Source organism: Pseudofrankia inefficax (genome assembly GCF_000166135.1).
GTDB lineage: Bacteria > Actinomycetota > Actinomycetes > Frankiales > Frankiaceae > Pseudofrankia > Pseudofrankia inefficax.
Genome location: NC_014666.1, coordinates 7,385,854 through 7,400,091 on the forward strand (window position 1 = coordinate 7,385,854; position 14,238 = coordinate 7,400,091).

General features: G+C 69.3%; 11 protein-coding genes and 1 other RNA gene. 8 read left to right on the top strand and 4 right to left on the bottom strand.

Features of this window, described 5'->3' with window-relative positions:
• Positions 1–89 precede the first annotated feature (89 nt).
• From FRAEUI1C_RS29820 to FRAEUI1C_RS29855, 8 genes are all read left to right on the top strand, one after another.
• Complete coding sequence (locus tag FRAEUI1C_RS29820; protein ID WP_013427104.1) at positions 90–1,307, top strand: CaiB/BaiF CoA transferase family protein; 1,218 nt, start codon at positions 90–92, stop codon at positions 1,305–1,307.
• A gap of 70 nt (positions 1,308–1,377) precedes the next feature.
• Positions 1,378–2,646: an amidohydrolase family protein gene (locus FRAEUI1C_RS29825; protein WP_013427105.1), complete on the top strand. Its 1,269-nt coding sequence runs from the start codon at positions 1,378–1,380 to the stop codon at positions 2,644–2,646.
• Between the two features lie 91 nt (positions 2,647–2,737).
• Positions 2,738–3,922, top strand: a complete 1,185-nt coding sequence (locus tag FRAEUI1C_RS29830) for a cytochrome P450 (protein WP_013427106.1) — start codon at positions 2,738–2,740, stop codon at positions 3,920–3,922.
• Positions 3,923–3,996: 74 nt separating this feature from the next.
• Positions 3,997–5,103, top strand: a complete 1,107-nt coding sequence (locus tag FRAEUI1C_RS29835; protein ID WP_013427107.1) for a Rossmann-fold NAD(P)-binding domain-containing protein — start codon at positions 3,997–3,999, stop codon at positions 5,101–5,103.
• 139 nt (positions 5,104–5,242) lie between these two features.
• Positions 5,243–6,493 carry an ABC transporter substrate-binding protein gene (locus tag FRAEUI1C_RS29840; RefSeq protein ID WP_013427108.1) on the top strand — a complete coding sequence of 417 codons (1,251 nt, stop codon included), beginning with the start codon at positions 5,243–5,245 and terminating at the stop codon, positions 6,491–6,493.
• Positions 6,494–6,647: 154 nt separating this feature from the next.
• Positions 6,648–7,547, top strand: a complete 900-nt coding sequence (locus FRAEUI1C_RS29845; RefSeq protein ID WP_013427109.1) for an SDR family NAD(P)-dependent oxidoreductase — start codon at positions 6,648–6,650, stop codon at positions 7,545–7,547.
• A gap of 15 nt (positions 7,548–7,562) precedes the next feature.
• Complete coding sequence (locus FRAEUI1C_RS29850) at positions 7,563–7,955, top strand: hypothetical protein (protein ID WP_157735089.1); 393 nt, start codon at positions 7,563–7,565, stop codon at positions 7,953–7,955.
• Between the two features lie 121 nt (positions 7,956–8,076).
• A complete protein-coding gene (locus FRAEUI1C_RS29855) occupies positions 8,077–9,690 on the top strand; it encodes a N,N-dimethylformamidase beta subunit family domain-containing protein (RefSeq protein ID WP_013427111.1) in 1,614 nt (537 codons plus the stop codon).
• A 39-nt stretch (positions 9,691–9,729) separates the two neighbouring features.
• Here FRAEUI1C_RS29855 and FRAEUI1C_RS29860 read toward each other — a convergent pair whose 3' ends face one another.
• The 4 genes from FRAEUI1C_RS29860 to FRAEUI1C_RS29870 all read right to left on the bottom strand — a co-directional run bounded on the left by FRAEUI1C_RS29860 (position 9,730) and on the right by FRAEUI1C_RS29870 (position 14,174).
• Positions 9,730–10,236, bottom strand: coding sequence for a hypothetical protein (locus tag FRAEUI1C_RS29860; RefSeq protein ID WP_013427112.1), 507 nt, complete (start codon positions 10,234–10,236; stop codon positions 9,730–9,732).
• A gap of 573 nt (positions 10,237–10,809) precedes the next feature.
• Positions 10,810–11,182, bottom strand: a transfer-messenger RNA (tmRNA) gene (gene ssrA, locus FRAEUI1C_RS37255).
• A gap of 138 nt (positions 11,183–11,320) precedes the next feature.
• Complete coding sequence (locus FRAEUI1C_RS29865) at positions 11,321–11,788, bottom strand: VOC family protein (protein WP_013427113.1); 468 nt, start codon at positions 11,786–11,788, stop codon at positions 11,321–11,323.
• Positions 11,789–12,815: 1,027 nt separating this feature from the next.
• The gene (locus FRAEUI1C_RS29870) at positions 12,816–14,174 is read right to left on the bottom strand and encodes a THUMP-like domain-containing protein (RefSeq protein WP_013427114.1); all 1,359 of its coding nucleotides are present in this window, start codon (positions 14,172–14,174) and stop codon (positions 12,816–12,818) included.
• Between the last annotated feature and the right edge of the window lie 64 nt (positions 14,175–14,238).

A 14,238-nucleotide genomic window follows, 5' to 3' on the forward strand; every position in this document is an offset into this window, starting at 1 on the left:
GCGCAAGGCGGAGCTCCTCTAGGTCCGCGCGGCATCACAGTTTCCACTGCCCGCGTCACGCGGGCGGCCCGTCGTCGAGAAGGAGAGGCATGACGTCAGTCATGGAAGGCGTCCGCGTCCTGGAGGTCGCCGAACACACATTCGTGCCGGCGGCCTCGGCGCTCCTCTCCGATCTCGGCGCGGACGTCATCAAGATCGAACATGTCGAGCGTGGCGACGCCATGCGCGGCCTGGCCTCGACCGGAACGGCGTTCGTCCCGAGCGACGTGCACGTCCTGCTCGAACACTCGAACCGGGGTAAGCGCAGCCTCGCGCTCGACATCGCCACGCCCGAGGGCGCCGAGATTCTTTATCAGCTCGCGGCCACCTCGGACGTGTTCCTGACCAACAAGCTCCCGCACGTCCGCGCGAAGCTGCACATCGAGGTCGACGACATCCGCGCACACAACCCGGACATCATCTACGTGCGCGGAACAGGTCAGGGCGAACGCGGCCCGGACGCCGACAAGGGCTCCTACGACGGCCTCGCGTTCTGGGCCCGCGCCGGCGTCGCCATGGGCATCATGCAGCCCGAGCACGGCCAGGTGCCCTACCCACCGGGACCGGGATTCGGTGACTCGATCGGCGCGATGGCCATCGCCGGCGGCATCGCGATGGCGCTCTACCACCGGGAGCGCACCAGCGAGGCCACCGTCGTCGACGTCTCGCTGCTGTCGTCCGCGATGTGGGCGATGGCCCAGGCGATCGGGCTGTCGGTCAACCTCGGCCGAGGGTGGGCGCCCCCGCCCATCGACGCCCCGCGCGGCAACCCGCTGGTCGGCACCTATCGCACGAAGGACGGCAGGTGGCTGTCGTTCAGCTGCCTGCAGGCCGCCCGTTACTGGCCGCCGTTCTGCGAGAGCGTCGGACGCGGCGACCTCGCCACCGACCCCAGGTTCGCCGACCACTCGTCGCTGATGGCCCACAGCGACGAAGCGGCCCGCGCCGTCGGGGAGGTGATCGCGCAGCGGACCGTCGACGAGTGGCGCGACGCGCTGAAGGACTTCATCGGCCAGTGGACCGTCGTCCAGGACACCCTCGAGGCCGCGCGCGATCCGCAGTCCATCGCCAACGGCTACCTGCAGCCGTGCGAGACCGCCGCGGGGGTGCCCTTCGAGATGGTCGCCGCGCCGGTGCAGTTCGACGAGAAACCCGCCGCCGCGGGCCGTGCGCCCGAGTTCAACGAACACGGCGACGCGATCCTCACCGATCTCGGGCTCGACTGGGAGAAGATCCTCGACCTGAAGGTGCGAGGAATCATCGCGTGACGCCACCCGCGTTGTTCCTGGCCCGTTCTCGCCCCCATCTTGTCAGCTCGCAGCGAGAGGACACCGCCCCATGCGCAAGGAAGACCTGATCCTGGTCAGCATCGATGACCACGTCATCGAGCCTCCGGACATGTACAAGAACCACGTCCCGGCGAAATGGCTCGACGACGTTCCGAAGGTGGTCCGGAACTCCGCGGGCGTCGACGAGTGGGTCTTCCAGGGCCAGAGCACGTCCACCCCGTTCGGCATGGCGGCGACGGTCGGCTGGCCGCGCGAGGAATGGGGTTTCAACCCCGGCGCGTTCTCGGAGCTGCGGCCGGGCTGCTTCGACGTGCACGGGCGAGTCGACGACATGAACGTCAACGGCATTCTCGCGTCGATGTGCTTCCCGACGATGGCGGGTTTCAACGCCCGTACCTTCTCCGAGGCGATCGACAAGGACCTGTCCCTCGTCATGCTCCGGGCCTACAACGACTGGCACATCGACGAGTGGTGCGCGGCCTACCCGGGCCGTTTCATCCCGCTCGGCATCGTGCCGATGTGGGACGTCGACCTGGCGGTCGCCGAGATCAGGCGGATCGCCCGCAAGGGCTGCCGTTCGATCAGCTTCCTGGAGGCGCCGCACTCGCAGGGCTGGCCGAGCTTCCTGTCGGGCCACTGGGACCCGATGCTGCAGGCGCTCGTCGACGAGAACATGGTGCTCTCACTGCACATCGGTGGCGCGTGGGACATCGTCAAGCTGGCTCCCGAGGCGCCGGTCGACCACATGATCGTGGTGCCGTCGCAGCTGACGATGCTCACCGCCCAGGATCTGCTGTTCGGCCCGACCCTGCGCCGGTTCCCGGACCTGCGGGTCGCTCTCTCCGAGGGCGGGATCGGCTGGATTCCGTTCTACCTGGACAGGGTTGACCGCCACTTCCAGAACCAGCCGTGGATCGGCAACAGCTTCGGCGCCGGCAAGCTGCCCTCGGACGTGTTCCGCGAGCACTTCCTCGCCTGCTACATCACCGACCCCTCGGGCCTGAAGATGCGCGACACGATCGGCGTCGACATGATCGCCTGGGAGTGCGACTACCCGCACACGGACACCACCTGGCCCGACTCCCCCGAGTTCGCCTGGAACGAGTTCCAGCAGGCCGGCTGCCGCGACGACGAGATCAACAGGATCACCTGGCAGAACGCCTGCCGGTTCTTCGACTGGGATCCGTTCGCGCACAGGTCGCGGGAGGACTCGACGGTGGGAGCGCTTCGTGCCCTCGCCGCGGGCGTCGACACCACGAGGATGCCGCGCGAGCAGTGGCGTCTACGCAACGAAGCCGCCGGCATCGGCGTTTTCTGAGCTCCACCGACTTCGGAGCCCCACCGACTTCGGAACTGCACCGACTTCGGAGCCCCATCGACGCTCGCCCCGAGACAGGAAGGTCCGAGAAATGACGGACTTAAAGTGGGACCCGTTCGACCCGGTCGTCGACGTCGACCCTTACCCGGTCTGGCGCCGTATGCGTGACGAGCAGCCGCTGTACCGCAACGACGAGTACGACTTCTTCGCGGTCTCCCGGCACGCCGACGTCGACGACCTGCACCGCGACACGAAGACCTACAGCTCGAAGTACGGGACCCTGCTGGAGATCATGGGCAAGGACCCGATCCCGCCGGGCTTCCTGATCTTCTCCGACCCACCGGTCCACAACATGTTGCGGACCTTGGTGTCGCGGGCCTACACCCCGCGGCGCGTCGGCGGGCTGGAGGGCCAGGTCCGTGAGCTGGCCGCGGAGTTGCTGGACCGCCAGATCGGCGGAGGCGGTTTCGACTACGTCCAGGACTTCGCCGCGCAGCTTCCCTCGCTGGTGATCTCCGCGCTGATCGGGGTGGACCCCGCCGACCGCGAGGAGGTCCGACGGACGATTGACCTCTGCTTCCACATCGAGGAGGGCAAGGGAACGCTCAACGAGATCTCCCTCGGCGCCTCGGCCCGGCTGCGCGCGTACTTCGCCGACCAGATCCAGGAACGTCGCGCGAGACCCCGGGACGACATGATGACGGCGCTCGTCGAGGCCGAGGTCAAGGACGGCGACACCACCCGCCGCCTCACCACCGCCGAGGCCGCGACGCTCACCAACGAGATGGTCAGCGCCGGGACCGAGACCGTCGCCCGGCTGCTCGGCTGGGCCTGCCTGCTGCTCGCGGCCCATCCGGACCAGCGCGCCGCCCTGGCCGCCGATCCGACGCTGCTACCCAGCGCGGTCGAGGAGACGCTGCGGTTCGAGGCGCCGTCCCCGGTGCAGGGACGCACGGTCATGGCCGATGTCGAGCTCTACGGGACGAAGGTGCCCGCCGGCTCGCACATCCTGCTGCTCACCGCGTCGGCTGGGCGGGACGAGCGCAAGTACGACGATCCCGACAGTTACGACATACATCGGCGCTTCGACAGTCACGTCTCATTCGGCCACGGCGCCCATTTCTGCCTCGGCGCCTCGCTCGCGCGGCTGGAGGGGCGGGTCGCGCTCGAGGAGACCCTGCGCCGGTTCCCGACCTGGGAGATCGACCAGGACAGGGCCGTGCGGCTGCACACCAGCACGGTTCGCGGCTACGAAAAGCTGCCGATCCTGTTCTGACCCGCCTCGCTGCCCGAGCAATGACAGAAGCGACGATTTTTCGGTTTCACAATCGAGGGCAGGGCGGAGAAGCAATGAAAGTGCTGGTGGTAGGAGGCACCGGGCCTACCGGACCGCACGTGCTCGACGGCCTGCTGCGGCGCGGCGACGAGGTCACGATCTTCCATCGGGGCACCCACGAGCCAGCGGGACTGCCCGATGTCGAGCACCTCCACGGCGATCCCCACTTCCGCGCGTCGATCGACGACGCGATCGGCGCGCGGACGTTCGACGTCGTGGTGGCCATGTATGGCCGGCTGAAGCATCTGGCGCCGGCGCTGGCCGGCAGGTGCGACCAGTTCGTCGCCATCGGTGGGGTGCCCGTGTACCAGGGGTTCTTCCCGGACCCAGGTCAGAGCCCGCTACCGGTTCCAGTCACCGAGGAGCACCCGGTCGTCGTCGACGGCGCGGGCGGTGCCGAACTGGCCTTCTCCAGGCGCCTCGCCGACGCCGAGACGGCCGTCTTCGCGCATCATCCGCGGGCGACCGTCCTGCGCTTCCCGACGCTGTTCGGGCCGAACAACGCGCGGCCGGCCGAGTGGTCGGTCATCAAGCGGGTGCGCGACCGGCGGCCTTTCCTGATCCTTCCCGACGGCGGCCATCAGATCCACACCCGGTGCGCCGCCGCGAACGCGGCCGCGTTCGTGCTCGCGGCCCTGGACGCGCCCGAAGCGGCCGCCGGCCAGGTCTACAACGCGGGCGAGGCGACAAGCTGGTCGTTCCGGGACTGGGCCACCACGATCACCCGGCTCCTCGGGCACGACCTGGAGCTGGTCTCCGTCCCCCGAGCGATCGCCATCGAGGCGACCACCTCGCTGCTCCCTCTGGCCGGCACCACGGCGACGCACGTCGTCGTCAGCACCGAGAAGGCACGCCGCGAGCTGGGTTACACCCCCGCCGTCGACCCACTCGACGCGATGGCCGAACTCGTCGCCTGGTACGACGACCACCCCGATTTCGACCCGGCCGCCAGCCCGTCCTTCACCGACCGGTTCGACTACACGACGGAGGACGCCCTGCTCCACCATTACCGGGCGGCCACGCGGCAACTGGCCAAGGTAGTGGAACAAAACGCCGCCCCGCCCATTCACAGCATGCCTCATCCACAAAGGCCCGGCGAAGTCGACCACCGCGGCCGCTGAATTCTGGTCGACCACCGCGGAACAGCGCGCGGCGCATTCGATCCCGGGCATTCCTTTTCCCCTGCCCTCGTGCCGAGCAGAACGTCCGCTCACAGGCGCCGGCCGTCCGGCATATTTCGCCACCATGAATGGAGATATTGTGATTCGTCAGCGCAGAATCGTGCTGGGAGCCGCGGCCACCGCCGCGGCGATGCTCTTAGCCGCCGGGTGCGGTTCCTCGAAGTCGGGCGGCACCCCTGGCGGCGGCGACCAGGCCGCGAAGCAGACCATCACGGTCGGCGTGCTCGCCGACCTCACCGGCGCCGCCGCGTCGGGCAACAAGACCGTCGTCGACGGCGTCAAGGCCGGGACCGTCTACGCGTCCCGCAACGGCTACACGATCAAGTACATCGTCGCGGACACCGCGACCAATCCCACCACCGCCCTGGCGGCCGCGCAGAAGCTCGTCACCCAGGACCATGTGTTCGCGGTCATCGGCCAGTCGGCGCTGTTCTTCGCCGCCGCCCCCTACCTCACCGCGCACAACGTCCCGGTGGTCGGGATCAGCGAGGACGGTCCCGAGTGGGCGACCTCGAAGAACATGTTCTCCGTCATCGGGGCGCTGCAGAACACCAAGGTCGCCGAGACGACGGGCAAGCAGCTCAAGCTGCTGGGCGTCACCAACTTCGCGACGCTCGGCTACTCGGTCTCCCCCAGCTCGTCCGAGGCCGCCAGCTCCAACGCGGTCTCGGCCGAGACCGCGGGCATCAAGGTCGGCTACCTGAACGCGAAGTTCCCCTTCGGTAGCACCGACGTGACCACGGAAGTCCTGGCGATGAAGAAGGCCGGGATCAACGGGTTCATGGCCACGGTCGACCCCAACACGGCCTTCGCGCTGATCCAGGGGCTGCGCACGCAGGGCGTCAACCTGAAGGCCGCGCTGCTTCCCACCGGCTACGGCGGCGACCTGTTCCAGGCGGGTCCCGGCGCGCTGCAGGAAGCCCAGGGCGTCTATTTCACTCTCGGCTTCGAGCCGGTCGAGATGCAGACCGCCGCGACCAAGCAGTTCGTGAGTGACCTGACCAGCGCCGGCATCAAGACCGAGCCCACGTTCGCCAGCTACATCGGGTACACGTCCATCGGGCTGCTCGTCCAGGCGCTCCAGACCGCGGGCAAGAGCGCTACCCCAGCCTCGGTGCTCACCGCCCTGTCCGGCATTCACAAGTTCACCGCGATGGGCCTCTTCGGAACCCACTCCCTGGACATCAACGACCGGGAGAACATCGTCCAGGGGGCTGACAACTGCTCCTGGCTCGTCCGGCTCGAAGGCAGCGCCTTCAAGCTCGTCGACGGGGGCGAACCGATCTGCGGCGCGGTCATCCCGGGCAAGACGGTCAAGCCGGCGACCTGATCGGACCGGCGCTGAGCGACGCGAGCCGCGCCCGTTCGCAACATTCGGACGGGCGCGGCTTCCGTGTCGCCCGCGGGTGTGCCCGCAGTCGGCCAGACCGGATCTCGACCCGTGAGTAATCCAGGAGCACGACCAATTCTGAGGAGTACATGCCGTGGCGTCGACTTTTGATCTCGGCCTCGTGGGCAAGGCCGCGGTGGTCACGGGAGCGGGTGCCGGCATCGGGCAGGCCATCGCGCGCGGGCTGGCCGCGGCCGGAGTGCGCGTCGGGCTCGTCGAGATCGATCCGAGCCGGGCAGCGGCGTCCGCCGAGCTGATCGCGAAGGAGGGCGGCACGGCTCTCCCCCTGCAGGCGGACGTCATGGACACCGCGGCGCTCGGCGCGGCCATCACCGCGGCCCACGCCGAGTTCGGCCGCCTGGACATCCTGGTGAACAATGCCGGCGGCGTGAAGGGGACCCGGTTCCTCGACCAGAGCGAGCGGAGCTGGCGCCGGCACATCGACATCAACCTCGTCAGCATGCTGGCCGCGACCGCGACGGCGGCCCCGCTGATCGCGCGGACCGTCGCCGCGTCCGGCCCGGTCAACGCCTCTCGCCGTAGCGGTGGGTCGATCGTCAACATCACCAGCATCGAGGGCACCCGCGCCGCCCCGATGTTCGCCGTCTACGCGGCCTGCAAGGCTGGAATGATCAATTTCACCCGCACGATGGCGCTGGAGCTCGCCGAGTCCGGCATCCGCATCAACGCGCTCGCGCCCGACGTGACCGCGACCGCCGGCCTGCGCGGCATCATGCACGGACCGGTCGACCCCGATGCGCTGCCCGCGCCCGCTCCCGGGCTCTTCCCGGGACTCGACCGTTACGTCCCGCTGGGCCGGGAGGGGGTCGCGGCCGAGATCGCGGACGCCGCGGTCTTCCTGTGCTCCGACCAGGCCGCCTACATCACCGGCACCACCCTGAGCGTGGACGGCGGAACCGCCGCCTCCGCCGGCTGGCTCCGCTCCGGCGCCGGCTGGACCCTCCAGGGCGAACAGTCCGGCGCCGGAGCGTAGCCAGGTCATGGGCAGGTGACGCCGCCGGCACCGGTACGGTTTCGCGCGCCCGTGCCGGCCGGTCAGGACCGCCTCAGGCGGGGGTCAGCCACCGATGCCTGGCAGCACGATGGCCCAGATCTGCGGCTCGGGGTGCTGCGGATCGAGCGCGTTCTCGACGAACCCAGCCGCGACCCGGTCATAGTTGATCGAGATGTGGTTGGACTGGTGATGATCGCCGTTTTCGCCCTCAGGCGGTCGCGAATCGAGTCTTCTCGCAACCATTCGAGGGCCAAAACGGCGATCATGATCAAGGCGCGGGACGGGCAGACGTTGTCCGAGGCCGCACTGGCCGACAGTGAGGACGAGGTCGGCGACGGGGCTCGCGGCCGTATCGCTGCCAACCCGCCAAGGAGTACCCACGTCTGAGGGACATTTGGCTGGGCGCCTGCTCCCACCCGGCGCGGCCACCACGTCCGTGTGACCCTGGCATGGTCCGACAGGCGTCGTCGGCCAGCGGATCCGGGCCGTGGGAATGGAGGCGGCGAAAATGGTCGCGTGGCCTCGTCGGGCTGGACCGGCCGCCGCGCTGACCGCCGTCATCCTGGTTGTCCTGATTGTGGTGGCCTGGCTGGTCTGGCCGACCGGAAGCACCGGGACCCCGTCGGCTGGCGGCTCGTCTCCCCCAACGACCAGCGGCGCGGACGGGGTGGTGAGCCGCGCGATCGTCGCGGAGAACGCCCGTCCCGGTACAACGGCCTGGCAGATCAGTGCGCCGGACCCGACGGGGATCGAAGGCTTCACCGACCGGGTGTCGGCCGCGCCGGGCGCGACAGTGCGTCTGTTCGTCTCGACGCAGGAGTCCCGCTTCCACATCGAGGCCTATCGGATGGGCTACTACCGCGGCACGGGGGCTCGGCTCGTCTGGCGCTCGGCACAGCTGCCGGGGCGCCGCCAGGCCACGTGCCCGGTAGCCGCCCACGTCAACATGGTGTCCTGCGCCGGCTGGACGCCGACCATGACGGTGCGGATAAGCCCCGACTTCGTCCCGGGTGACTACCTGCTGAAACTGGTCGGCACCAGCGCCGGGGCGCAGAGCTACGTGCCGCTGACCGTCGTCGACCCGGCCAGCCGGGCCGCCTACCTGGTCAAGAACGACGTCTACACATGGCAGGCCTGGAACCCCTACGGCGGCTACGACTTCTACACCGGGATCGGTTCGTGCCCGGCCGGTGGCTACCCCCTGTGCAGCCGGGCCCGGACCGTCTCCTTCGACCGTCCCTACGGCTACGGCCAGGGAGCAGGCGACTTCCTCAGCAACGAGTACCCGCTCATCCGCTTCGCCGAGCAACGCGGCCTGGACGTCACCTACGCCACCGACACCGACGTCGAGCACGACCCGGCCCTGGTCACCCGGCACAGGGCACTTCTCTCGCTCGGCCATGACGAGTGCTGGTCGCTCGGCGAGCGCGAGGCCGCCATGAACGCCGCGCGGCAAGGCGTGAACATCGCCTTCTTCGCGGCCAGCCCCGTCCTGCGCCACGTCCGGCTGGAGCCGTCCGCGCTCGGCCCGTCACGCCAGGAGGTCGACTACCGCAACAGCTCGGACGACCCGCTCGACGGACACGGCGACCCTCGGCAGGTCACCGGCAACACCTGGAGCTCGCCGCCGGCCAACTGGTCCGAGGTGCCGTTCGTCGGCGAGGCCTACGCCGGCTACATCGAACCCGGCCAGCCCGCCGCACCGCTGATCATCGGCCCGTCCAGCACGTGGATCTACCGCGGCCTGCGCCTACCGCCCGGCACGGCGGTGCCGAACGCGCTCGGCAGCGACTTCGACCAGTTCGACCCCGGCTCCCACCCAGCCAACCTCGAGATCCTGGCTCACTCGCCTATCCCCCGGAACGGCACCCAGACCTCCCGCGCGGCGCCCTACTCCGACATGACCTACTACACCGATCCCGCCAGCGACGCCGGCGTCTTCGACAGCGGTATCAACAGCTGGATTCCCGACCTCACGCCCTGCCCGCCGGGCACCCAGGCCGCCGCCTGCCCCGCCACCACGGTCTCTACCATGACCGCGAACCTTTTCGCCCTGTTCGGCCGGGGCCCCGCCGGCCATTACCAACCCTCACAAGCCAACTGGTCCCAGTACTATCCCTGACCGCCGCCGGTCAGGCCGGCCGTTAACGTGCACCGGCGCTTAACCCTTCGGGGCGGTTCCGGGTTCTACGTCGGGGCTGCCAGGCGACCGTTGATGGACCTCGGTCGGGTCAAACAGGGTCAGCGCTGGGTTGGTGGAGCCGAACCGCGTCACCAGATCGTCCCACCCAGACCCGGCCAGCATTGGCATCAGCTTCTGGAGCGCCACGGCGTGTAACGCGCAGCGCTTGCTGATGCTACGGCTGCCGCCACCGGTGACGTCTCGCGCAGGACCCAGCTTCGCCCCGACGTAGAGGCGTTCCAGCTCGCCACAGCGATGCTCTCCAGCGGCGTCGGCGGGCACCTCGGCGATATCCGTCTCGAAGCCGAAGTCGTTGCGCCAGGTCCAGAACCACACGCCAATGCGAAGATCAGCACGATCGAAGATCACGGTCTGGTCCGGGCGGACGAACGGCTCGGCAAACCCCCAGTCGGTCACCAGGAACGAGAAATCCCGCGCAACCTGGTCTATGAAGCTGAGCTGGCCCGGACGGGGGCGATTACTCACCTCAACAGTGTCGCCGACCCGGCCTAGGCCTTCCAGCCCCTGGCCGCACCCGGTCGTTCGCGGTCGCCCCTCGGGTAGACATGACAAAGGCGACCCGTATTCGCGGTTTCCACGAACACGGGTCGCCGGAGTCGAGTGGAGATCAAGCGGTGGACTTGAACCCTGATCTTGAGCGCTACCTGCGGGAACGCGATCGGTCCGGCTCGGCCTTTGGCGCCATGTAGTCGTCCAACTCCGTGTCGTCGAGAGGCCCGCCGAGTGGCGTTCCGGCGGGCCTCTCGACGCTCCGCGGCCTGGCATGATCGCGGTTTGCGCCCTCTGGTGGTTGTATCCATGGCCTGCCCGCGACCAGGAGAGGGCACAAACGGAGATCATGGTCAGAGGTTGGGTAGGTGATTCGCCTCGCTCCACGGCTACGCTCATTCTCCACGCAGCGTAATCCGTTCAGACCGAAGTGGAGACCGAAGGCCGCCAATAACGACGACGGCGCCGCACCACTCAGGCTCTGCCCGAGCGGCACGGCGCCGATCAATGCCACCAGCAACCAAGATCAGGGTTCGAACTTGGCAACTCTGGTGGAGGTGGCGGGAATCGAACCCGCGTCCTCCGGCGGCGCATCAGGGCTTCTCCGGGCGCAGCCTGCTCTTGATTTCTCGGCCCCACCGGTCCCGCAGGCAGGCCGGTGTGGGCCCAGTCACTGTTTGATGTTCCGCGCTACCCCGTGACCGGGTTGCGAGGTGATCCTCCTAGCGATGCCAGATCCTGGGCCGGAGGCTCTCCCAGGCTGACAGCTACTTATATCCGTCAGGCCGCGAGGGCGTAAGCGGAAGTAGCAGACTGCTCAGAGTTGGCAGTTATTTTTTTGAACGGATCGTTAACGAGATAACCGTTCATCCTCGGCCCGCTTCCCCTGACGTGGCGTCCGAAGTCGAAACCGGTCACCCCCAGGGTGAAACATTTTTGTACAAGATATGAAATTAGCTGAGGTGCGACGACCCCTGAGGGCCAGTCTCCGAACATACTCCCCGGACCAGCGCCCGGCAAGTTTGTTCACCACCGCCCGGAACCGCCCCGACCGGCCGGCCTACAGGCGCAGCGGCCGGATGGGCGCGGCGAACAGGGACGGGTCGTTGCGCCAGTCGACCTCGGGCACGTCGACGTACAGCTCGATCTCGTTGCCGTCCGGGTCGTAGATGTACAGGCTGTGCGTCACCGTGTGATCGGAGGCACCGGCGATCTGGACACCGGCGGCGACGATGTGGTCGAGCACGGCGCGCAGTTCGTCATCGGTGTCGCCGACCTTCAGCCCGAAGTGGTACAGACCGAGCCGCCGGCCCTGCGGCTGGCTGGCCGCGTCCTCGCCGACCTCGATGAGCAGCAGCTCGTGATGGGTGCGCCCCGACGAGAAGGCCGCCGCCGGGAACCGCAACGGGTTGTCACCGCTCGGGTCCGGCATGATCTGCCGGAACCCGAGGACGTCCCGGTAGAACGCCGCTGACCGCTCGACGTTGCGTACATAGAGCACCAAGTGCCCGAGTTCCTTGATCTCCATGCCCGAGGCCTCCCGGCTCGTCGGCGCTGGCGTCGTCACCACCGCCGGCCACATCCGACCACTATTGTTGCCTGTGCAACGACGCCTGGGCCTGATCTGTTTCCAAAGTCTCGCCCCAGGCGGCAGCACCGCCGCCGATCCCGACCGTCGGCCCTCTCTCGCCCCATGATCGAGGAGCCCTCGACGGGTCGCAGACCGGGCCCGGCCGCAACCGACTGGAGCGTGCCGGCTGGCTCGGGCCCTGAGCCGGCGCTCGGTCATCCGTCCTGGTCGAGGATCCCACCTGCCGTCGACCGTCAGGCGTGACTGGGCCTGGTCCGGCGTACGCCAGCGATCAGACGGCCCGCCCAGGCCTCCCATTTGCCGAGCCGTTTCGCCCAACCGTAACCGCGGGCGACCACTACCGGGTCCGGCAAGGCCAGCCGGCTGGCTTGATCGTCGTTTTGGCCCTGAACGGGTCGCAAAACCACTGCGGTTACAGCCACACGAGGGCGAAAACAGCAATCTTGCTGGTCTCGGGACCGGGTCGACCGCCAGGGGCGGCAACCGGGGACCGTCGGCGGCGATCATGGGGACGCCCGGCTCGAGTGAACCTCGGTGCGAGCAACGCCGCGCACCCGGAAGGCCGGCCGAAGACGCGCCACACCACCGCCAGTGGATCTTCAGCTCGGCGGTGGCGCGACGATTTCCATACCCGATCGCGGATCTTCGGCCGCGCCTGGCTGACCGGGACGTCAAGATCGCGAACCTGGTATGGATAAAAGGCGCATATCGGGTGCGAGACGACGACTTCGATACCAGGCTGACGATCATCACACCTGAGTACGCCGCCGACCGTCGATGATCGCCAGTTTGGTATGCGAAACCGGCGTGGAGCCGATCCGCGCCAAGCACCGCTCGCGCCCGTACCGCGGAACCGACAGCCCGTCACCGATCTTGCGCCACCCCACGCCCTCACGGCGGCCCCACCAGGCTGTTGACCGGCATGTCAGCGTCCACGCGGACCCGGCGGGCCCGGCGGGCCGGCTTACCGGCTTGTGCAGACGAAGGCCCAGGGCTGGTCGTGATGGCGTGTCATGACGACCGTGACGGCCGGCCCGCCGGGTACCAGCTCTCGGCGGCCCGGGAGCAGCCGGCGACGCAGGGTGTCGACGTCGCCCGCCAGGCCGCGGCGGCGCAGGTCCAGCGCGCTGATCCCCATGGTGCGCAGCAGCGCGGCGAGCCGGCGGACGTCGAAGGGCAGGCTCGTCTCGATGCGCAGCAACCGGGCGAACGGCGTCTCGACGGGGTGGTCGGAGGTCAGGAAGGCGATCATCGGGTCGATCTGCCAGGCCGCAAGCTGGCGGCCCAGGGTGCCCACCAGCCCGGCGCGGGTGACGGCGGGGCTGGGGTCGTAGAGGAACGCCCCGGGGTCACTGACCCTGTGGGCCTCGGCGTCCGCCGTGTCGGGCTCGCCCGCCAGGGTCGCGGTCCGCCACCCCGTCGCCACCTCCCGCGCCGGGACGCCCCGGCCATTGTCCGCGCCGCGAACCTGGCCCGGTTCCGCCTCGCGAACCTGGCCAGGCTCCGCCCCGCCGGGCAGGCCGGCGCCCGGCCCCACCAGTTCGGCGGCCTGCGCCGCCAGCTCAAGGGCCCGCGCCGAGGCCGGTTCCGCGCCGCCGGCGAGCAGGACGGTGGCGCGGCGGGAGGCGCCAGAGGTCAGCGCCGGTGAGTAGAGCGCCGCCTCCTTGAGGTCGCGGCCGTCGGCGACGAACTCGATCTCCCAACCCGGGGGTACGAGTTCGGTGGGCAGCCCGGGAGCGGCCTTGACCGCCACGGCCGGCACCCGTTCGGCCAGCGCGAGACACCAGTTCAACGGCGGTTCGCTGGCACCGGGACTGAACCGGCGGGCGCCGGACCGGCGCGCCGGATCGACGAACACCGCCCGCACGCCGGTCAGGTCGGCCGCCCGGACGTCCTCGCACCGGGCGTCGATCTCCGCCGCGGGCGCATACACGTGCGCGTTGTGCACGGCTATCCGCAGGTGGCCCGGATCGCGGTCGACAGCCACAAGTGGCTGCCCAGTCTCCGTCAGCGCCAGAAGATCCCCGCCGATCCCGGTGCAGAGGTCGGCGACCCGGCCGACGCCCACGAACCGGGCGGCGCGGTGGCGAGCGAGCGCTTCGGAGGTCGACTGCTCCAGTCCGGCCCGGGTGAACAGCATCTCCGCCGCCCGGGTGAAGGCCCCGGCCGCGCGACGGCGCAGTTCCGCCTGGCCGAACGCGGCGGCGACCAGGTCGGCCGGGTGCCCGGCCGCGCGCAGCCGGCTCCCGGCGCCGAACTCGTCGCCTGCCGCGAGCGCCGCGTCGGCGGCGGCGAGAAGCCGCTGACCCGTCGGGGTATCCAACGCATCGAGCTGCCGGGGCAGCTCCGACAGGCCACTGCCCCCTGCCTTCGCGTCACGGGCGTCC